Origin of the sequence: Parapedobacter lycopersici, assembly GCF_024643285.1 — a bacterium.
GTDB lineage: Bacteria > Bacteroidota > Bacteroidia > Sphingobacteriales > Sphingobacteriaceae > Parapedobacter > Parapedobacter lycopersici.
Window position 1 is genome coordinate 221,499 of record NZ_JAMSLW010000002.1, and the last position, 22,084, is coordinate 243,582.

17 protein-coding genes are annotated in these 22,084 nt (G+C 50.2%); 10 read left to right on the top strand and 7 right to left on the bottom strand.

Annotated features, from left to right (window positions below):
• The 4 genes from NEV57_RS05150 to lepB all read left to right on the top strand — a co-directional run bounded on the left by NEV57_RS05150 (position 1) and on the right by lepB (position 4,016).
• Positions 1-912, top strand: a complete 912-nt coding sequence (locus NEV57_RS05150) for a ParB/RepB/Spo0J family partition protein (RefSeq protein WP_257657233.1) — start codon at positions 1-3, stop codon at positions 910-912.
• Complete coding sequence (locus tag NEV57_RS05155) at positions 912-1,658, top strand: DUF5683 domain-containing protein (protein WP_257657234.1); 747 nt, start codon at positions 912-914, stop codon at positions 1,656-1,658. Before NEV57_RS05150 ends, NEV57_RS05155 begins: the two co-directional genes overlap by 1 nt.
• Positions 1,659-1,790: 132 nt before the next feature.
• Positions 1,791-2,540, top strand: a complete 750-nt coding sequence (gene dapB, locus NEV57_RS05160; RefSeq protein WP_257657235.1) for a 4-hydroxy-tetrahydrodipicolinate reductase — start codon at positions 1,791-1,793, stop codon at positions 2,538-2,540.
• A 54-nt stretch (positions 2,541-2,594) separates the two neighbouring features.
• A complete protein-coding gene (gene lepB / locus NEV57_RS05165) occupies positions 2,595-4,016 on the top strand; it encodes a signal peptidase I (RefSeq protein WP_257657236.1) in 1,422 nt (473 codons plus the stop codon).
• A 58-nt stretch (positions 4,017-4,074) separates the two neighbouring features.
• On the opposite strand, the gene NEV57_RS05170 is transcribed toward lepB, so the two are convergent.
• Positions 4,075-4,797, bottom strand: coding sequence for a pyridoxine 5'-phosphate synthase (locus NEV57_RS05170; RefSeq protein ID WP_257657237.1), 723 nt, complete (start codon positions 4,795-4,797; stop codon positions 4,075-4,077).
• A gap of 184 nt (positions 4,798-4,981) precedes the next feature.
• Here NEV57_RS05170 and cdaA point away from each other — a divergent pair, with 184 nt between their 5' ends.
• On the top strand, positions 4,982-5,773 hold the full coding sequence (gene cdaA / locus NEV57_RS05175) for a diadenylate cyclase CdaA (RefSeq protein ID WP_257657238.1): 792 nt from the start codon (positions 4,982-4,984) through the stop codon (positions 5,771-5,773).
• A gap of 286 nt (positions 5,774-6,059) precedes the next feature.
• Here cdaA and NEV57_RS05180 read toward each other — a convergent pair whose 3' ends face one another.
• The 4 genes from NEV57_RS05180 to NEV57_RS05195 form a co-directional block, all read right to left on the bottom strand.
• On the bottom strand, positions 6,060-7,775 hold the full coding sequence (locus NEV57_RS05180) for a DUF4091 domain-containing protein (protein WP_257657548.1): 1,716 nt from the start codon (positions 7,773-7,775) through the stop codon (positions 6,060-6,062).
• 88 nt (positions 7,776-7,863) lie between these two features.
• Positions 7,864-9,153, bottom strand: a complete 1,290-nt coding sequence (locus NEV57_RS05185; protein ID WP_257657239.1) for a sugar MFS transporter — start codon at positions 9,151-9,153, stop codon at positions 7,864-7,866.
• A 333-nt stretch (positions 9,154-9,486) separates the two neighbouring features.
• Complete coding sequence (locus tag NEV57_RS05190) at positions 9,487-10,002, bottom strand: DinB family protein (protein WP_257657240.1); 516 nt, start codon at positions 10,000-10,002, stop codon at positions 9,487-9,489.
• Positions 9,983-11,206, bottom strand: coding sequence for a sensor histidine kinase (locus NEV57_RS05195; protein WP_257657241.1), 1,224 nt, complete (start codon positions 11,204-11,206; stop codon positions 9,983-9,985). Before NEV57_RS05195 ends, NEV57_RS05190 begins: the two co-directional genes overlap by 20 nt.
• A gap of 168 nt (positions 11,207-11,374) precedes the next feature.
• Between NEV57_RS05195 and gltX the strand changes: the two genes are divergently transcribed.
• Positions 11,375-12,895, top strand: a complete 1,521-nt coding sequence (gltX, locus tag NEV57_RS05200) for a glutamate--tRNA ligase (RefSeq protein ID WP_257657242.1) — start codon at positions 11,375-11,377, stop codon at positions 12,893-12,895.
• Between the two features lie 20 nt (positions 12,896-12,915).
• On the opposite strand, the gene NEV57_RS05205 is transcribed toward gltX, so the two are convergent.
• Positions 12,916-15,804, bottom strand: coding sequence for a DEAD/DEAH box helicase (locus NEV57_RS05205; RefSeq protein WP_257657243.1), 2,889 nt, complete (start codon positions 15,802-15,804; stop codon positions 12,916-12,918).
• An 83-nt stretch (positions 15,805-15,887) separates the two neighbouring features.
• On the bottom strand, positions 15,888-18,122 hold the full coding sequence (locus NEV57_RS05210; RefSeq protein WP_257657244.1) for a helix-turn-helix domain-containing protein: 2,235 nt from the start codon (positions 18,120-18,122) through the stop codon (positions 15,888-15,890).
• A 717-nt stretch (positions 18,123-18,839) separates the two neighbouring features.
• On the opposite strand from NEV57_RS05210, the gene NEV57_RS05215 reads away from it, so the two are divergent.
• Genes NEV57_RS05215 through NEV57_RS05225 form a run of 4 tightly spaced genes read left to right on the top strand, consistent with a single transcriptional unit; the run spans position 18,840 to position 21,888 of the window.
• A complete protein-coding gene (locus NEV57_RS05215; protein ID WP_257657245.1) occupies positions 18,840-19,079 on the top strand; it encodes a FeoA family protein in 240 nt (79 codons plus the stop codon).
• A 5-nt stretch (positions 19,080-19,084) separates the two neighbouring features.
• Positions 19,085-21,169 carry a ferrous iron transport protein B gene (gene feoB / locus NEV57_RS05220; protein WP_257657246.1) on the top strand — a complete coding sequence of 695 codons (2,085 nt, stop codon included), beginning with the start codon at positions 19,085-19,087 and terminating at the stop codon, positions 21,167-21,169.
• Between the two features lies 1 nt (position 21,170).
• On the top strand, positions 21,171-21,341 hold the full coding sequence (locus NEV57_RS15760; protein WP_372340059.1) for a FeoB-associated Cys-rich membrane protein: 171 nt from the start codon (positions 21,171-21,173) through the stop codon (positions 21,339-21,341).
• A 46-nt stretch (positions 21,342-21,387) separates the two neighbouring features.
• On the top strand, positions 21,388-21,888 hold the full coding sequence (locus NEV57_RS05225) for a cupin domain-containing protein (protein WP_257657247.1): 501 nt from the start codon (positions 21,388-21,390) through the stop codon (positions 21,886-21,888).
• Positions 21,889-22,084: the final 196 nt, after the last annotated feature.

A 22,084-nucleotide genomic window follows, 5' to 3' on the forward strand; every position in this document is an offset into this window, starting at 1 on the left:
ATGGCAGCACAACAAAGAAAAACAGGTTTAGGTAAAGGACTTAGTGCCTTACTCGATGACACGGAAATAACACAACGGACACCGGAAGACCAGTCGATCGGCGAGGTACCTGCACAGCCCACTGCGGGCTCCATTGGTTTCGTCAGCATTTCCAGGATTGCGATCAATCCGTTCCAGCCACGCACAGATTTTGACGAAGAGGCACTTAGTGAACTGGCGGCTTCCATTAAACTACAGGGGCTAATCCAGCCAATCACTGTGCGCGAAGCGGACAACGGCACGTATCAGCTAATCAGTGGTGAACGCAGGCTAAGGGCATCCAAACTTGCGGGGCTGACCGAAATACCGGCATACATCCGTACAGCCAACGACCAGCAGCTACTGGAAATGGCGCTGATCGAGAATATCCAACGTGAAAACCTGAACGCGATTGAAGTCGCATTAAGTTTTCAGCGGATGCTTGAGGAATGTCACCTCAAGCAAGAGGAGCTCGGTGAACGGGTAAGCAAAAACCGGTCTACCGTGGCAAATTACCTGCGCCTGCTGAAATTACCTCCGGTAATACAGGCGGCTATCCGCGACGGGCAACTCAGCATGGGCCATGCGCGGGCGCTGATTAATGTGCCTGAAATCGACAAACAGCTTTATATCTTCCGGGAGATTGTAAAAAAGGAGCTGTCTGTCCGGAAGACGGAGGAACTCGTACGTGAGCTGCAGCAGCTTCGGACACCTGCCAAAAACAAAAAAGCAACGGCACTGTCCTTCCAATTTCAGAAAGTAGAAGATGACCTGGCCTCCAGGTTTGCTACCAAAGTACGGTTGCGTACTGGTAAGAAGGGGGACGGCTCCATCGAAATCCCTTTTCACTCGGAGGATGATTTAAACCGGATTCTCGAATTATTAGATTGGTGATGAACCGCTTGCACCTGCTATTCACCATGCTTTGTACCCTGTTGTTAACGGGTACGCTGCGGGCACAGGTGCCGGACACCCTGCAACGCGATACGACGTCGATGGCGGTAGCCCGTGATACCGTAAGTGATGCGGATACGGCGGATACCGAAACAAGGCGGGAAAGAAGGCTTCGTGAACGGCGCGAACGGGAGGCAGCGGCACAGCAGGAACCTGTGGTATTTAAAGATTCGGCAAGACTGGCCATCGAGGAACTCAGCCGCAAGGCATGGAAACGGTCGCTTATCCTCCCCGGATGGGGCCAATATACCAATGGCGGTTTATGGTGGATAAAAGTACCGGTAATATACGGCGGATTTGCCACAACCGTGGTGGTGTTTGATTTCAATAACCGGTACTACCGAGAGATCCTCCACGAGGTCCAGTACCGGCTGGCCAACAACCATGCCGAGCCCCCTAACACCAAGTATCCCAATGTAGCCAAGGACAGCCAGGGTACACAGCGTATGATTGCGGCCAAGGATTATTACCGTCGGAACCGCGACCTCATGGTGCTGTTGACCGTTGCCTGGTGGGGCATCAACGGCATTGAGGCTTATGTCAACTCCATGCTCAAATACCGCTGGGATATCGGCGAAGACCTGGGGTTCCGTGTCGCCCCTACCCTGTTGCAGCAGCCGGCAGCGGCCTTTGCCCATCAGCCGTATGCTTTTGGTGTAAAATTGACCATCGACCTGGGCAAATAATCTGTTACTGGCCTTGATTCCCGGATACCGGTAAATTATTTTAGTTTTCAGAAAAAATTTCCTGCACTTTTGTGTTAAGTTTGCGAATTACGGAATACACATAAACGTTAAGCGATTACCTAATTTCATACCATGAATATTACCTTATTCGGATACGGAAAAATGGGCCGGATTATCGAAAAGTTTGCCTTGCAGCGGGGCCACCGGATCCATCGCATTGTGGACGAGCATAACCGGTCCGAAACCCTTGCGTCGACCCTTGAAGGGACTGACGTAGCCATTGATTTCAGTCAGCCGGAGGCGGTAATCGGCAATATCGACCTTTGCTTTGAGGCAAAAGTTCCCCTGGTCGTTGGCACCACCGGTTGGTATGACCGGCTGGAGGAAATAAAAAATAAGTGTGAGCGCAGTAACAACGCCCTGCTCTACGGGTCTAATTTCAGCATAGGGGTTAATGTCTTTTTCCACATCAACAAACTGCTGGCAAAGGCCATGAGCCCTTACAAACAGTACGACGTACAGGTGGAAGAGATACACCATATCCATAAACTGGATTCGCCCAGCGGCACGGCCATCACCCTGGCGGAGGGCATCATCGGGCAGCGTGACGACAAGTCAGAGTGGATAAACAACCTGATCGGTGAAGGCGCGGAACGCATTCCCACAGCACAACAGCTCCTGATTGAGAGCCACCGCATTGAGGAAGTGCCGGGCACCCACACCGTGTTGTACAGCTCGGAGGTCGACCAGATTGAATTTAAACACACCGCGCACAGCCGGGCAGGTTTCGCATTGGGTGCGGTGATTGCCGCCGAATGGCTTCAGGGGAAAAGCGGATTTTACCAAGTGACGGAAATGTTTAACTTTGACGGGCACATATAGGCATTGGCCGCGTTTTATCAAACTATATAGACGTATTTATTCAAAACCAACTACATGGGATATATCGTTTTTGCAATCATCCTTGTCCTCACCCATTACGGCTTGTGGAAGCTTTTTGTAAAAGCAGGTTTTAAAGGGTGGGAATCACTTATTCCGATATACCGGGAATACCTTATTGCCAAAATATCCGGTCGCCCGGGCTGGTGGATTGCGTTATTGCTTATCCCGATTGTTAATATTTTTGTTTTCTTCGGCCTGTATATCGATCTGGCGAAAGATTTCGGCAAACAGCGGTTCTGGGAACACGCAGCAACCATTCTGCTGCCTTTCGTGGTATTTCCGCTGTGGGGCAATGATGCGAAGACGACCTATCTGGGGATGTCGGCAACGCCGGCATTTAAGGAAAAGTACCCTTATAAAAAATCATTGGCCCGCGAATGGGCCGACGCCATCGTCTTTGCCGTAGTGGCAGCAACGTTGATCCGCGGGTTCCTGATCGAAGCGTACATGATTCCGACAGGCTCAATGGAAAAAAGCCTCCTGGTGGGCGATTTTCTGTTCGTCAGCAAACTGAATTACGGTCCCCGGGTTCCGATGACGCCGATTGCCTTCCCCTTTGCACACCACACCATGCCGCTGACCGGCGGCAAGGCTTACTGGGACGGCCTGCAATTGGGTTATACCCGTCTGCCCGGTTTTGAGGAAATTGAACGCAATGACGTGGTGGTGTTCAACTATCCGATGGAGGCCGATGCGCCGTTTAACCGTCCGGTAGATAAACGCGAAAACTACATTAAACGTGCGGTGGGAATTCCCGGGGATACCATTTCGCTGCGTGAGGCCAAACTTTATGTAAATGGCGAACCGGGTTTTGAACCGCCCCATGGCCAGATGGACTATTACGTTTATACTGACGGAACCGGGCTGAATCCCCAGCGGCTGCACGACATGCGCATCGAATACTACACCTATGCCCGGGAACCTTACCTGCTTTTCCTTACCGAAGAAGCTTATAATGAAGTAAAAAGCTGGGCAAACGTGACCAAGATCATTCCCAACATCAGGCACCGCGATACTGCGGAACCGGGTGTGTTCCCAAACAATGCGCTATATTCCTGGAATATTGACAATTTTGGTCCGGTCGTTGTCCCGAAAAAAGGCTGGACAATCCCTTTGGATACCCTGACCTTACCTTTTTATGAGCGTGCGATTACCGTATATGAGGGAAACACACTGGAAAAACGGACGGATGGCTATTACCTCAACGGCACAAAAACCGACAGCTATACGTTCAAAATGAACTACTACTGGATGATGGGCGACAACCGGCATAATTCGGAAGACGCACGTACCTGGGGATTTGTCCCCGAAGACCATATTGTGGGGAAAGCACTGTTTGTATGGCTCAGCTGGGATAAAGACGGCACGTTTTTAAGTAAAATCCGCTGGAATCGCCTGTTTATGGGAATTAAATAGTGATCTGTGATGGGTAGTCTGTGGTGGGTGACACCGATCACCGACAACGGACCACCGATCACACGCCGCTGGCTGCCGCAAGGTACCGGCCAACGGTTTCCTCCAGTCCGAGGTACAGCGCATCCGAGATCAGCGCGTGCCCAATGCTGACTTCCAGTAAATCCGGAATTTCCTGGACAAAATAGTGCAGGTTATGCAGATCCAGGTCATGTCCTGCATTTAAACCGATCCCCAGCTGGCGTGCCACCGCTGCCGCGGTACGGTACGGTGTAATAGCAGCTTCCCGGTTATCCGCATAGCCTTTTGCATAAGCCTCGGTATACAATTCCACCCGGTCCGTTCCGGTCTGACTGGCTGCCTCTACCATGACCGGGTCCGGATCAACGAAAATAGATACCCGGATCCCTGCCCCTTTAAACAGGGCGCACATATCCTGAAGATAGCTTTTATGCGTGATGGTATCCCATCCGTGATTCGAGGTAATCTGTCCCGGATTATCGGGCACCAAAGTCACCTGCGCCGGTTGTGTATCCAACACCAAACGGACAAATTTTTCTTCCCTGCAGTTTCCTTCAATGTTCAGCTCCGTCCGGATATTTGTCCGTAAATCAAACACATCCTGATAGCGGATATGCCGCTCGTCGGGCCGGGGATGTACGGTGATCCCCTGTGCACCAAAACGCTCGCATGCGAGTGCCGCCTGCAGTACATCCGGGTTATTGCCACCCCTTGAATTTCGCAGTGTTGCGATCTTATTGATATTCACGGAAAGTTTTGCCATGGGAGTATTTTTTACAAACTACGCGAAAATTGCCCTTATAAACAAGTTTATGAAACGGCGATCGCGGTAACCCGGGCCACTCGGCTGCGGTGAAGAACGGCCTTACTAGCGGAAATGTAGAAAACCAGCTCCGTTTTCGAAACCTGTTATATTTCGGGTAAAAAATTGTTAAATTGCATCACTTATGGGAGGTTTTGACATCAGCTTTTTCAATATCCGCTTGCTCGACGTGATCGACATCTTTCTGGTGGCTATCATCCTGTATTACATATATAGCCTCATCCGGGGTACCATCGCGGTTAACATCCTGATCGGATTGGGACTTATTTATGTCATTTACATCATCGTCAAGCAATCCAACATGCACCTGCTGACCGAAATTTTCGGTGGGTTTATCAGTGTTGGATCGATTGCGCTGATTGTCGTTTTCCAGCAGGAAATCCGACGGTTCCTGATCCATATTGGCAAGAACATATCCGTAAGACGGAAGAACCTGCTGTGGTCCATTTTTGTGAGTAAAAAAGCGGCCGAGCACGATAACCGCGCCCGTCTGAAACCCATCATTGATGCCTGCCGCAGCATGTCAAAATCATACACCGGTGCCCTGTTGGTTTTTTCCAAATATTTTGACGAGGAATATTACCAGAGCAGCGGTGAGTACCTTGATGCGGAGCTCTCCAAACGGCTACTGGAAAGCATCTTCCAGAAACATAGCCCGCTACATGACGGCGCTGTGGTTATTGTTGATTTCCGGATCAAGACTGCCAGTTGCGTATTACCGCTATCGGATAGTGAGGATCTCCCGCTGCATTTTGGACTGCGGCATCGGGCAGCCATCGGGGTAACTGAAGTGAGCGACGCCGTAGCCGTTATTGTCTCCGAGGAAACCGGTGAGATCTCCTTCGCCAAAGACGGCAATGTAAATATGAATATTGGACACGAAGAACTGGAAGAACTGCTCAATGCTTCCATATAGCAGCACCGGACTGCACCGTTCTCCCTGTAGGCGGCCTGTAATCTCCGTCCGTCACATGACCTAATTTTTACAATTCAGTCATACAAACAGCCTGCCTTTTTCCGTTACTAATACGTGAGTCAATTGGATGCGTACCTGATGCATAACGGTTGATTTCGTTATTTGATACATTGTTTCTCAAAAGCCCTGTTTTCCTGCACCGGAATCGGTGCAGGAAAAACAGGCACAACTACCGGTTGCAATAAAACTTACCTGATCCCTTAACCGGGGAATTAAGCGAGCTGAATCAAAAACTGTTTAATATGGCCTTGGCGCGGTTAACCGCTTCGGCTGCGGTCACGGTATCCAGTGTATCCAGTTCAAAGAAAGCGATTGCATCTTCCAATGAGGAAAGGGCGTCTTTGTTTTTCTCCTGCTGCAACTTGCTGCGGATCAGGCGGACTTTCTCAACATCCTGGATTCCTTCGCGCAGGCGTTCGAAACGGATGGAGCTCCGGGCACCGGGGTAAACAAGCCAGGCGTCTCCGGCTGCCCAGGTACCGTACCGACTGTCTTCCAACGGATTTTCGTTCCAGCAGTTGTATGCCCACCGCAGGTATCCGTCATATCCTTTATGGAGTGCATGCCAGGGTAGCCAGGTAGCTTCCGCGTAAGGAGACTGGGTAAAGGTATTCGGGCGGGGTTCCGCACAGCAGGTATAGAACGTGGTGGTATACCCCTGCTCCCGGCGATGGCGTATCGTGGCTTCGTCCATCTGCTCTCCGGACGCGATGCAATAATCCAGCAACACATCGGCAAGTTCGGGATGAAATGCGCCGGCAAGCGAAACGCGGAAATCCGGGTCGGCCTCCTTAATAACCGCTATGGCCTCCAGCATGTCTTCCATCGGCCGTTCATCCATCGCGATGGTTGTCAGTTCCCACCATCCCCTGGCTTTGAGGTGACGGGCAAAATCCGCAAGCATGGGTTGCCAATGATTGCGGTAGGCGGCTGATTCGGGCGAAGCAACCAACAGGGTATCTTTACCCAACGCTTCGTCATAGTAGTAGAACCGCTGATTCCATGGGATCATGCTATAACAGTTGATGAATTTATCAATTCCGAAATCCATCATGTAGGTTACCCATTTATCGAAATTCGTATAATCATATTGCCAGGTACCGTCCTTTTTCCTAACCCATTTGATCATACTTTGGTACACATCATAGGTCTGACCATTCCAGGGGTCATGTATCATACTCACGGTGATGGCTTTTTGACCAGCATCCGCAAGCAGCTGCATATACGGTCGCATTGCTTCCAAATGCTGCGCTGACCAGGGTTCCAAATCGTAGTACCTGGCAACGGAAAAAGGATTTTGCCAAAGATCCAGGTGAAAGTCCCATTCGGCTGCCGGGGGGAGTACATGCGGCAGCACCTCAACGGTGTAAGGTAAGGCAATTGCTTCCTGCCCTTCGGCCGTAATGTGCAGCGTTCCTTCGTATCGGCCGGGTTCTGCGTCTGCCGGTACATCTACCTGCAGCCATACAGGGCGGGCTGTTTTCGCACCTACAGTTAAATTTGTTACGTGGTCAATTACATCGGCTACAAGGAATGTATCCAGTCCCGATGGTATGCCACAGCCACTTTTAAGGGTATCCAAGTCATCGGTGATGACATACCGCACGAAATTCGCCTGTATCTGTTCGGCGTTGATCCGGCTGTCGCCATCGCCTGATAAATCGGTAACCCGGAGGCGGACATCCTCAAGCTGCGCGGCCGACCAAATCAGCGCCTGCGTATGTATGCGTTCGCCCCGCCATGCTTTCGCCTGCCAGTTTCCAAAGACCTGGTTTTCCTGCGGTGGGGCGGATCGGAGAAAATGCACATCCGGCGACACAAACATGCCGTGCAATCCGTACGGGACATCCAGCCAAACCGAATCGGCTACCGGATATGGATCCACCGGTTCGGTATAGGTAACCCCCCGCTGGCCGCTTGGCTGCCGGCCGCAAGCCCACATCAAACATAGCAAGACAAAAAAGCAATAATTGCGCATAACCCTCCTTTGGTCACAACTGATTTACAGGGGCATAGGTGCTATATACGGTTTAACCACGTGGTTTGCCGACTTTATGGCCGGAACGGGAATAATATAAAATATAGAGGTAACACAACCCCATTAAGATTAAAAATACCAGCTGGAAGTCGAACTTATCCTTAAGTGAAGCGAATAACTGGGGAATGATAGCCCCTCCTGCAAGTCCCATAATCATCAGGGCAGAACCTTTTTCGGTAAACCTACCCAAACCGGAAATGGCAAGCGGCCATATTGCCGGCCACATTAAGGCGTTAGCGAGCCCTAAGAGTGCAACAAAAGCCACAGAAACATAGCCTGTGGTTAAGTAAGCCCCAATGGTAAAAATGATACCCAGTATAGCTGATATCTTCAACGCCTGACCTTGGGTGATAATTTTGGGAATGGTAAACAATCCGATGATATAGCCCACCAGCATCGCACCAAGGGTAAACGAAGTGTATATGGTCGTCTTCGCTGCAGGGATATTAAATCCCTGTGCATACGCACCTATCGCGTCACCAGCAATAACTTCCGCCCCGACATAAAGAAAAATACAAAGCGCACCCAGCAGCAGATGGGGAAATTGAAAGATACTCGTTTTTTGTTTGCTCAGTGCGCTATCGCCAACCGGTTCTGAATTTGCTGCCGATGCATCGATATCCGGCAACGCAGATTTGGCTACCCATATCGAAAGCAGTACCAGAACAACAGCCATGACCATATATGGCACATAGATTTTTGCTGCAAATTCGTTTAGCAAAGCCTCCCGGGCCCCATGTGATGCAGCTTCCTGGACCAGTCGTTCCAGATCGCCCACCCCACTGAACACCAGGGCACTGATGATGATCGGGCTCAGAATACCGGCTGATTTATTACATATGCCCATAATACTGATCCGCCGTGCAGCAGACTCTATCGGTCCCAGGATACTGATATATGGGTTAGAGGCAGTTTGCAGCAACGATAATCCGGAACCAATGATAAATAACCCCGCGAGCGATACGTTGTAATTCCGCTGTGTGGCGTAAGTTCCAAAGACAAAGGTACCGACAGCCATTACAAATAGCCCCAGCGCCATCCCTTTTTTCATGCCGGTCCGTTCCAGTATCCAGGAAGATGGCAGCGCGAGGAAAAAGTATGCCATATAAAACGCGGTGGTAACCATAAACGCTTTGGCATAAGTATCCAGGTTAAACGCCAGCTTGACGAAGGTAATAAGCGGGCCATTGAGCCAGGTAACAAAACCGAAAATAAAGAACAGGATTCCGATAATGATCATTGGTCCCTTAGTGGAACTGGCTGTAGAAGGTAGTGTATTCATCTAGATTTCAGTTATTGGTTTTACTGCACTGCCTAAAAACCATATGCCGTTCGAAATAGGTGGACCAGACAGCACTACAAGACTATAAAATAAAATTAACAATAAGAAACAAAAAAAACAGGCAAACGATTGTTTTACATCCGATATCGGAAAAAACCGGACCAATCCGGTTTATAATGGCCGTTACGCAACGATCAAAAAAATAGGAAACGCCCCGAAATAATATCAGCGCGTTTCCTACACCTAAACCGTATCATAAAACCATGGATATGATTCTATGGTATGTTAAATACAAGTATGCGCGTAAAATGTTTTAATTGATTTACGCTTACTTTACTGCTCGTTGAGATATCGCTCGCGGATAATGTTACGGTGATGGTTGAGATGTCCGGCAACGATATAGAGGAATGCGCGAACACTGACCAGACGTTCGGACGCCAGTCCCTTCCGGGCCAGTTCCTGGTCGTTAAAACTCTCAAAAAGGAGCAGGTTCGACCGGCGGACCAAGCTGAATTCCTCGGAAAAGCTGGCCAGCGACCGTTCATTGAACCGTGCATTAGCAACAAAAACTTCCTCCTCAAAGCCGGGCAGTTCTTTCGTATCGTTACGGGCGAAACAAAGCGCGCGGTAGGCCATAATGCGTTCGGTATCGATGATATGCCCCACAACCTCCTTAATGGTCCATTTGCCTTCGGCATACGCATATTCTGATTTTCCGGGGGGGATGCGTTCCAAAAATTCGGGAAATGTTTCCAGCTGCTCATTCAGCAGGCCCATTACATCGCCAACTACCGTTTCAATGTAAGGGGCGAAAATTGCGGGGTATTCGTCAGATCTGAGCGGGTTCATACGTTTGGTTACTTGGTAAAATAATTCGGAATGTCGTTCCTTTTTCTATTTCTGATTCTTTTACAAAAATCTGTCCCTTGTGGTAGTCAATCATTCGTTTTGTCAGACTTAATCCTAAGCCCCATCCCCGTTTCCTGGTGGTAAAACCCGGCTGGAAAACGGCATCAAATTTAGCACGTGGTATGCCCTTTCCGGTGTCGCTAATGTCTATAAAAATTTGCTCTTTTGCAATATTTTCGGAGATCACGATATCAATTCTGCCGGCCGATTCAATTGCATTTGCCGCGTTTTTAAGCAAGTTTTCAAGTACCCAGTCAAATAAAGGCACATTAAGCAATGCCTGCACTTTGGTATCTCCCGAAACATTGAACACGATCTTATCACTGGTACGTACTTTAAAATAATTGACAAAATCAACCACCACTTTATAAACGGCATGGGGTTGCAATACGGGAGTGGACCCGATTTTGGAAAACCGGTCGGCTACCACTTCCAATCGCTTGACGTCGTTTTCCATTTCATAGAGCAATGGATCTTTTTCGGCATCAAACTTCGCCCGTACCAGCTCCAGCCAGGCCATCAGTGACGAAATAGGGGTACCCAGCTGATGAGCTGCTTCCTTGGCAAGCCCAACCCAGACCAGGTTCTGCTCGGACTTACGTATCGAGTTAAACACCGTATAGGCAATACCCAGAAAAATCGCGATAAGGGTAAGCTGCACATAAGGGAAAAAACGCAGCTGATTCAGCAGCAGGGAATCTTTATAATAGACAAACCATTGTCCGCCATTGGGCAGATCGATCACAATAGGCGCGTGGCTCTTCTTCATAATGGCCAGCTGGCGCTTGAAATATAGGGGGTCGTATTGCAGATCGGTATCCGCATTGGTACCCTCCAGAATATTGGTTCTCGTCGAATCCAGGTCGCGCCAGTAAATAATGCTATCCTGCCCGTCGGCGATAATTGCGGGCAATGCGAGGCTATCCCGCACGGCGTAGATAAAGGTAATGAGCTCATCGTCCGGATCGGGCATGGTAATGATGCTCCGTGTACTCATGGCCCAGACCTCCGCCTTCGTACGCTCGGATTTAGACAGGTTTCTGACGAGGTAATTGGTATACAGGAGTGACGCTGCCGCGATAAATGCCGCAAAGATAAGCAACACAAATTTCCAGCGCTGTTGGTTATATTGATACGGATTCATCGACAATGGCTACCACACCCCCTGTGTTTGTTAATTTTCGCCAAAATACATAATTCCCTGTAAATGGTGATTTCGCCTTCCGTATTTTTATGTTTCCGCTACAGAAAAAGCCGGTCAAAGACAGCGGATAGACCGATAAATTTTGACAAATTTAGCTAAGTTTGCACCATGGATGAAAACCGGAAAGTAAGGGTGCGCTTCGCCCCCAGCCCCACCGGGGGGTTGCATTTGGGTGGTGTACGCACCGCGTTGTTTAATTACTTATTTGCCAAACGGCATGGGGGCGATTTTATCCTGCGGATAGAAGACACGGACCAGACCCGCTATGTACCGGGCGCGGAAGCGTATATCCAGGACTGTCTGCAATGGTGTGGGCTGATACCGGACGAGAGTCCGGCCCATGGCGGTGCTTACGGCCCTTACCGGCAGAGTGAGCGCAAGGCCATGTACCGGCAATATGCCGAGCAACTGGTTGCAGACGGTTACGCTTACTATGCATTTGATACTTCCGAGGAACTGGAAGCACAGCGCAAACAGCATCCCAACTTCCGGTATAGCCACGAAAACCGGCTGGAACTGCGCAACTCGCTCAGCCTTTCGGAAGCTGAAACCCGGGCACTTTTGGACGGGGGACAATCCCATGTGATCCGGATTAAAGTACCTCCTGGCGAAACCATCAGTTTTGAAGACATGATCCGCGGCCGCGTCACCTTTGATTCTTCGTTAATGGATGACAAAGTGCTGCTCAAGGCAGACGGCATGCCCACCTATCACCTGGCTGTGGTAGTAGACGACCATCAAATGGCAATCAGCCATGTTTTCCGCGGCGAAGAATGGCTGCCCTCGGCCCCCATCCACATCCTGCTATGGGAATACCTGGGCTGGCGCAGCCAGATGCCCCAATGGGCGCATTTCCCCCTGATCCTGAAACCCGACGGAAACGGCAAGCTCAGCAAACGGGACGGCGATCGGTTGGGCTTTCCGGTGTATGCGATGAACTGGCAGGACCCGAAGACCGGCGATCTGACCAAAGGGTTCCGGGAAATGGGTTTTCTCCCTGAAGCGTTTGTCAATATGCTGGCATTACTGGGCTGGAACGACGGCACCGAACGAGAACTTTTTTCGATGGATGAATTGGTAGCCAGGTTCTCGATCGACCGGATCAGCAAGGCCGGCGCCAAGTTTGATTTTGAAAAGGCCAAGTGGTTTAACCACGAATGGATTAAGCAGTTGCCAAACCAGGCGTTGATGCCACAGATCATGACGGAATTGGCGGGTCACGGTATTGATGCCGACGAAAAGTATGTGGACACCATACTTACCCTGGTAAAGGAGCGACTCACCTTCATGGCCGATTTCTGGGAACAGGCAGCTTACTTTTTCAAGCAGCCCGAAGCCTATGACCTCGCCGCCATACAGCCCCGGTGGAACGACGAAAAGACCGTATTTTTCAGGGATATCCTAACGACACTCGCCGCTTTTGAGCCATGGCACCGCGCCGAACTGGAAAGCTGCTATAAAACGGCGATTCAGGCATCCGGAATGAAAATGGGTGAATTGATGCTGCCCCTGCGGGTGATGCTGGTAGGTGGCAAATTCGGTCCTGATGTGTTCGATATTGCGGCACTACTAGGCAAAAAAGAAACGCTAGAACGCATAACAAAAGGCCTGGCCGCCATTGTGGCATAGTTATCCCGGCCGGCAGAAAATTAGTCGAGTAGCTCCCTGATGTCTTCGACGGAGAGGGATTTGATAAAGCTCTCCTCGGTGGTGATCAGCGTATCCGCGATGGTTTTTTTACGGTGCTGCAACGCCAGGATTTTCTCTTCCACGCTGTCTTTGGTAATGAATTTATAAATAAAGACATTGCGGGTCTGCCCGATACGGTGGGTACGGTCAATTGCCTGCTGCTCTACCGCTGGGTTCCACCATGGATCAAGGATAAACACATAATCGGCTTCAATCAGGTTGAGCCCTACCCCCCCAGCCTTGATGGAGATCAGGAATAACCGCGTATCCTCATCTTCCCGGAACTGCTGAACCACTTCGTCCCTATTCTTGGTAGCTCCATCCAGGTAAGCATAACCGATGCCCTGCTTATCAAAATATTGCTTAAAAATAACCAGCTGCTTCACAAACTGGGAAAATACCAATACCTTATTGCCCCGTTGCAGCACATTGTCCAGGGTATGGATCACGCTTTCGAATTTCCCGGATCCACCCTTGTACGCACTATCGACCATCCGGGGATGATTGGCCAGCTGACGCAGCTTGGTAAGTCCCTGTAGCAATACAATCTGCGGAGCCTTGTTCTTTTCTTCATCCAGGCCTTCCAGTATCGCGTTCCGGTATTCCGATTTGACCCGTTCATACGCCACAGCCTGTTCATCGTCCATGGCGCAGTAAAAGACCTGCTCCGATTTCGGCGGAAGTTCGGTGGCCACCTGATTTTTCGTGCGCCGGAGCACGAAAGGTTTAATCAGCGCCTGCAACCGGCGGGCCTTCTCTTCATCTTTCTTTTTTTCAATGGGCTGTACAAATTCCTTCTGGAAATAGGCATAGCTGCCCAGCAACCCCGGATTCAGGAAAGCCATCTGCGACCAGATATCAGCTACCGAATTTTCGATGGGTGTGCCGCTCAAAATCAGTCGATGCCTGCTTTTGAGGCTTCTGACTGCCTTAAACGATTTGGACGTTGGGTTTTTGATGCTTTGGCTTTCATCAAGAATGATGTAATCAAAGTAGAATGAACCCAGCAACGCTTCGTCGCTGCGGGTAATGCCGTAGGTGGTAATCACCAAATCGTAATCAGCAAAGGCATCCGGCTCCCTGGTCCTGCCGATTCCCGTATGGACGAGTATCCGCAGATCGGGCGCAAATTTCCTGGCTTCATCCTGCCAGTTATACACCAGGGAAGTGGGCATAATGATGAGCGATGTCATTGGCCCCTGCTGGTGCAGCGCGGTTTCTTTCTGCCGCTGGAGCAGCGCCAGCGTCTGGATCGTTTTTCCCAGTCCCATATCATCGGCCAGGCATCCGCCAAAGCGGTATTGCTGCAGAAAGTGGAACCAGTTGTACCCCGCCTTCTGGTAAGGCCGCAGCGTACCCCCGAATTGTGCGGGTTCAGGAACGTCAGTAATTTCGCTGAATGTTTCCAGCTGTTTCAATTTACGGTCGAGTACCAATGCGGTGTGCTCCGAAATATCACTGAGCAAACCGATGTGATACTTGCGCAACCGGATGTGCTTTTTGTCATCCGAAAACTGGAACAGGTGGTTATACTGCGCAAACCATTCCTCAGGGATCATTGCAATTTCGCCATTGGGCAATGTCCATTCACGGATGTGGTTCAGGATATGGTTCCGCAGCAGTGAAAACGGAACTTCGTACGGTCCGAAGCGGGCAATGGCCTTCACGTCGAACCAGTCGTTATCTTCACTCACCGTAAGGTCCACAGTCGTATGGCCGAAGAAGAAACGCTTATGGGGATCTTCCTGGACAATTTCATAACCCATATCAAGGAGCGCGTCATTCTTGTCGCGCAGCCAGTCGAGCACAGACGACGTAACATCTTCGGTCTGCCGCCGTATATCCATGTTGCTGAACAGGGCGTCAGATTTTTCCAGGCCCATGTCCAGCAGTTCCTGCATGCGGTGCTCCTCCCATTGCAGCGATCGTTTGATCCGGTGAAAGGTGTACGTGTCCGTCGCGTCATCGTAGTGCATGCGCACAGTCACCGGATTTTTCCCATCCGCGGTAAACAAGTAAGGGCCGTAGCGAAAATTCAGCTGTAATTGAGAGGTGCCATGTGCGGCATAGAGCAGCTTCACAACCGGTGTAGCATTATGCTGGTGCGTTTTGATCTCAAATCCCTCCGCATATACATGATGCTTTTCGATCAATGCACAGACGAACGTTTCAAAATACTTACGCTCGGTGGGCCGGGTTACCGAGATGTAGCGTTTTTGCAGGAAAGGCGACAATTTCTTCCCTTCCAGCGGCTGGTCAAAGTAATACAACATGTTATCCAGCAGCATCCAAGCCTGCTGGTTAATAATAACCTGGGCATCCTTATACATAAATTCGATGCGCTGGCCCTGGTATTTAATGGTCGGAAAGTAGCGGGTTTCCTCGCTATTCCGTCGGAAATGGAACAATACCGACGCCGGCTGGTCGGCAATCTCAATGCGCTGTTCCGCCGCATACCCGTCTTTTCCCATGAGAAACAACGGCTTGTCGCCGATCAGCTCCAGGGTTTGAAGCAACCGGGTTTCTATTTTGGGCCGGATGTACTCAAAAAACTTCTTATCGAAAAATTTGGTAAAAAAGTCGGCCGGCCTGATCGGCTTCTTGTGGTAGCGCTTAATGATATTGTTCTGCTCTACCTCTTCCAGCAGCTTAATCAGCTTAAGATCCGTATCATCCAATACCCGGGCATAGTCCTTGGATGTATTGCTGAATACGCGCCGATGGGTTAATGAATAGCCGCCGTTGGGGTTTAACTGCACCACATGGGGCTCAATGAGATAGCCCAGATATGGGTGTTCGCATAATGAGTAAACCAATTCATAAGGCTGTGCAGTATCGACTTGTTGCATGTAATCTGACGGTATCCCCGAAATAAAGGCGTTAAAGATACGGATTTTTCACCGATTCCGCCGCTTAAAAATGAAACCGCAACTTATTCCGGGTTATCGCGCTTTTGCAGATGCGCCATTGCGATCCGGATTTCGGTGTAAGTCACCTCATCTCCCAACAACGCCTTCAGAGGCCCCATGGATGTACCGGGATTTTTTTGCAGGGTTTCCACGATATAGGTGAGTTTGGGCCCGTCCATTAAATCCGTTGCCGTTATTTCGTTTCCGATGTAATGCATGAGGTGCTGGGTAACGGTTCCTGCTGTCAGACTGCGCTCAGCCGCAATTTCCGGAACGGTTTTACCTGATTTAAACAAGGCCAGACTAATCCGCCTGGTTTCGCCTTTTGCGGCCTTAGGTTTAGCCGCCGTATCAGGCAGCTCGGTTACGTTGGCGGCTATCGAGTGAAAATCATCGGTCTTCTTCATGACCTCTTCCAGCAGTTCCCCCTGAGCCAAAGCTCCGGTGATGTTCAGGCACTGCAGCAGCTGCTCCCGCTTTCGTTTAACTTCAACCAACAGCGCGGTAACATCGTCAATGTACCGTTTAGTCCGCTTCTTAACCGCCCAGGCACGGATATGGGCTTCGAGCGGCGCGATCAGCCGTTCATCCAGTTGCGGCATGAACCAATTCACTGCCTTCGTCGTGCGTTCGTTAATTGCGTCCTGGTTTAGGGTGGTATCGTCACCCAGCAATGTACGCAACTGATTACGGAACTTATCGGCTACCGCTTTTTGCGCACCACAGGCCGCATGCATTGTATGGGTAAACACCTGTGCCTGGGCCGGATCGGCAATGTTCCGCGTTGTCAGTCCATCATGCAGGGCAGCAGCAGACTCCACCAGCCGGTCCCATTTGAATCCATCCAGCAAAATATGCCCTAAATACTGCTGCTGGGACGTCTTCAGCATGCCTGCTACCGCATCTTCGGGCACCACACCGGAAGAAAATGTGGCAACACGCTCGTCGGTATGAATACTATGTGTATTGATCGGGGCATGCAGCACCAGCCCTTCCAGCCCGCGCAGTCTACTTAACGCCACATATACCTGCCCGGCAGCAAACGACGCCCCAGCATCAATCACTGCGCGGTCAAAGGTAAGTCCCTGACTCTTGTGGATGGTAATTGCCCAAGCCAGCCGTAGCGGAAACTGGGCAAACGTGCCCAATAGTTCTTCGTGTACCACGTCAGTTGTGCTGTCATAGTGATAACGGATATTTTCCCAGACCTCGCGCTGTACACGAACGGCTTCATCGCCGTTTTTAAATCCAACCGTAACCACCGCCTCCGCTTCATCGATCTGTTGTATAAAACCGATTTTCCCATTGTAAAACTTACGGCTTTCCCCACTGTCGTTGCGGACAAACATCACTTGTGCTCCCACTTTAAGTGTTAAGGTTTCATCCACCGGGAAGGACCCCTCGCCGAAATCATCTTTGACAATGGCCTTCAGCTGTACCGGTTTGCCGGGCAATGCCTCCAGTTCTTTCTGGTTGATGGCATCAGCGCGGTGGTTGTGCGTGGTGAGCATAATATAGGGTGCCGATGTGTCAGCGGTAAAATCCGGTTTGCAATAATCATTCAGGATGGCCAGCTGCTCAGCCGTACAGCAATTGTTCCGGATATTATTCAGCAGGTCGATAAATTGCTGATCACGCTGGCGATAGATCGTTTTAAGCTCCAATAAAATCGGCGGATGTTCCTGCAATACCCTGGCGTCAAAGAAGAAAGGGCTTGGGTAATAATGCTGCATGATTTCCCGTTCCCGTTCCTTGACCACGGGCGGCAGCTGATACATATCGCCAATAAACAACAGCTGTAAACCGCCAAAGGCGCGCGCATCACGCCGCACCGAACGCAGAATGGCGTCTATGGCGTCGAGCAGATCTGCGCGGAGCATGGAAACTTCATCAATAACCAGCAACTCGATCTCCCGGAGCAACGCCCGGCGTTGTTTGGTCAGCTTTATCTTACTGAACAGCCGGCGGCGGTTGTAGATATGGCTGTCCTCTTGGTTCCATGCCAGTTCATAATCTTCGATATACATGCCGAAAGGCAGCCAGAATAACGAATGCAAAGTCATCCCCCCTGCATTCATCGCCGCTACGCCGGTTGGTGCGGCAATCGCCATTTTTTTATAGCTATGCTGCCGAATATAATGCAGGAAGGTGGTTTTACCGGTGCCTGCTTTACCCGTGAGAAAAATATTGCGGTTCGTATGGTTTACGAATGAAACCGCTTGCATAAATGCCGTATTCTGTACATCCAGTTTAACCATGCGCAATCAAAAATAGGTTTAAGGTTTATTTAAAACAGTGGAACGGCACAAAAATACATAATTCTTTGCTGTATCGCGGACGGCGGCGGATGCATTTCAACTTAACACTACGCATGCGCATGTCAGTTAGCCGGAACGGCCGCGTATGCAATGCGCTTAATGCTGTTGGAAAACTCTCTTTTTTTGTATTTTGCGTACGGCTGGATGGCTACCCTGACCCGCCGATGATACTTCCCTTACCCTTTCTGTATTCCGTATTCACCAGCTTCACACCTGCTTCGCTGAGAAATCGGATTAAGTCAGTCCGGCATCCATAGTGAGTCCGGCTTTTTCCGGAAAAAACTGGACTCACCCTGGACTCACTATGGACTCACCCTGGACTCACTCCGAAGCAGGTGTTGAAAAGGTTCCCTGCCGGTGCATGGACCGGAGTGGACAGGTATCGGAAACAAGGGAAGATTGTCGGTGCGGTTACCCAAATATCGGATAATTTCCGATAATAACAAATGAAGTGTCACCCGGAGCATTTCCCTGTCAAACCATGGAACGCCGAGCGCCTCTTAACCACCGCGGCAGTCTAACGTGCGCCCAGCGCAGCCGGAAGCCCGGAAAGTGGCCGGTCCGTCCAAATCGACCAATAATCGCTATAATTACAGATTAATCATTTAGATTAATTCTAAATTTAATATCTTTGACCACTATTTTCTTAATCGCGTTATGAGTCAGCATCGATCAATTGCTTCGTTAAGTCCAGGGGAAACCGGAACCATCGCCGGTTACCGATCCAATGATATTCCCATTAAGGTCTACGAAATGGGCCTTTTACCGGGGGAAGTGTTTACTTTAACCCACCGCCTGCCTTTCAATGGCCCCGTTTGCATACGCGTTAAAAATAACCCGAATTCGATTGCCCTGCGTGCAACAGAGGCGGATCTGATTTTAATTGAATCGACATAAGCACCATGACAGAAATGAAAATTGCCCTGGTTGGAAACCCCAACGTCGGCAAATCAACCATATTTAACCAGTTAACCGGATTAAGACAGAAAGCAGGCAATTACCCCGGAGTAACCGTGGAACGGAAAACCGGAACCTTCACGCACCAGCAGGTTAAATACCAACTGATTGATTTACCCGGTGCATATGGCATTCACCCGTCGTCATTGGACGAAGAAGTGGTTTACCGCGTGCTGGCCGATCCACAGAACTCCAATTACCCGGAAAAGGTAGTTGTCATCGGCGACCCGTTCAATTTAAAACGGTCTGTCCTGTTGTATCAGCAGATCCGGGAAATGGGATTGCCGGCGATCTTTGTCATCAATATGATTGATGAGGCCGAGCGGGCCGGACTGGTCATTGATGTCCAGCAGCTGGAGAAGGTGCTGGCTACCAAGGTACTGTTAACCGATGCACGCGCTGGAAAAGGCATTGATGAATTGCGGGCCGCCCTGCAGCATCAGCCTGGCGAATACGCCACCGCTTTTGATATTCCGGAAGAATATACGGCTAGCGTAGCGCAAACGAAACAGATTACCGGCGCCCGGAATAACTACAATGCCTGGCTGACACTATCGCAGAAGCACCACAGGTACCTTCCGGCCGACCAGGCGGATGAACTGGCAACGCTGCGCAAAGACCAGGGCATTAACTACCACCGGCTGCAAATTCAGGAAACCTTGGCCCGGTATACGAAGCTGGACCAACAGCTGGCAACCGCGGTTAAAGACACGACTAAGAAACGGGAAAACGCAACCGCGCGTTTAGACAGGCTGCTGATTCACCCATTTTGGGGCTATGTGATCTTCTTTGCCCTGCTATTGCTGATCTTTCAGGCAATCTATACCTGGTCAGGGCCGTTTATGGACGCCATTGACAGCGGATTCGCCTGGTTAGCCGCATCCACCAGCGAGCTGCTCCCGGCAGGGCCGTTCAACGGACTGATTACCGACGGTATCATTACGGGCATCGGGGGTATTGTCATCTTTATCCCGCAGATCGCAATCCTTTTTATTTTTATTTCGCTGATGGAGGAATCCGGTTACATGAGCCGGGTGGTTTACCTGATGGACAGGTGGCTTAAGCCCTTCGGCCTCAGCGGCAAAAGTGCCGTGCCGCTCATGTCCGGCGCTGCCTGTGCGATTCCCGCGGTCATGTCGGCCCGGACCATTGAAAACGATAAAGAGCGGTTAATCACCATCCTGGTAACGCCCTTTATGACCTGTTCAGCCAGGCTGCCGATTTACATCATCATTATCGGTCTTGTCATCCCCCAGACGAAGTTCATGGGACTGGATTTGCAGGGTCTTGTTTTGTTCGGCATGTATGTACTGGGCGTAGTTGCCGCGTTGGGCAGTGCCTGGGTACTGAAACAGGTAATGAAAACAAGCTATAAAAGCTACCTGATTCTGGAAATGCCCACCTATAAATATCCAGTGGTACGGAATGTCCTGTATAATGTGTGGGACAAAACCATGGGTTTCGTGCTGGGTGCGGGTAAGATTATCCTAGCCATCAGTGTCATCCTGTGGGTGCTGGGGTCGTTCGGAATCAGTGAACGTTTTACGAATGCGGAGGAGATTGTCCGGATGGAAAATCCGGGAATTGACGAAGAAGCATTCGAGAACCGCGTACAGTCAGAACGGCTGGAGTATTCATTTCTCGGTTCCATGGGCCGCGCTATTGAACCCCTAATTGAACCGTTGGGCTACGATTGGAAAATGGGTATCGGACTGATATCGTCCTTCGCGGCGCGGGAAGTTTTTGTGAGCACAATGGCCACGGTATACAGTTTAGGCGGCACAGACGATGAGTTGACCATCCGGGAGCGCATGGGTGCTGAAATTAACCAGAACACCGGATGGCCGGCGTATAATTTTGCTTCAGGCATATCCTTACTGCTGTTTTATGCTTTCGCGATGCAATGCATGAGTACGATTGCCATTGTGCGGAAAGAAACGAACTCCTGGAAGTGGACATTTATACAGCTGGCATTTATGACTGGATTTGCGTATCTTGCAGCGTTGCTTGCCTACCAAATGTTAAAATAATATGGATGCAATTACGATTCAATACCTGATCATCGGCACCTTGTTTGTCGTCGCGCTAGTATACCTGATCCGGCGGACCAGGCGGTCTTTCAAAGGTGGAAAATCCTGCTCAAAGGGGTGTGGTTGCGCATTCACGGAAAAAACAGAACCGTTGAATACCAGCCGGCTTTGAAAACGCACCGGGATTTTCTATATTAGCCCAGATCAAAATATAGACCATGACTTACCAAGCAAAGGAGCAGCTTTTCGCCGAAATTGAAGGGAAACTGACAGAACAGGGTTTCCGGATTGTGCAACAGGACCAGACCCGGCCATGGGGTGGTTTTTTTGTTATCGAAGAAACGCAGGCACAGCAATTTGCAAATACCTATTTCGACGGGCTGAATGTACAGGAACTCAAAATAGCCGGTAAGCTCAGTCCCAAGGTCCTGGTTGTCGCACCCGGAAAACGTCTTTCCTGGCAATACCATCACCGCCGCGCCGAGATCTGGCAGGTGGTACGGGGCACCGTTGGCGTGGTAACCAGCGATACCGATGAGGAGCACGAACTGCAAATGCTGAAACCGGGTGACGTGATCCGCCTTAACCAGGGCGAACGCCATCGTCTTGTCGGACTGGATGAGTGGGGTGTCCTGGCTGAAATATGGCAGCACACGGACGCACAAAATCCTTCAGATGAAGATGATATTGTACGGGTGCAGGACGACTTTGGCCGCTAATCCTGCGACATCCCGTCCCGCTTCCTCCGCTTTTCAGCGCTAGTTTCCCAATCACCGATTTCCCGTCCGTATTTTCCGGCGGTTTTCCCCCAATAAAAAACAGGTGTGGAATACGGATTCCTGTAGCATCCTCGTAGCATAATGCGTCATTATGGAATAATAATGCAATTTAAGTAAGTTTGCATTGCGCACATAT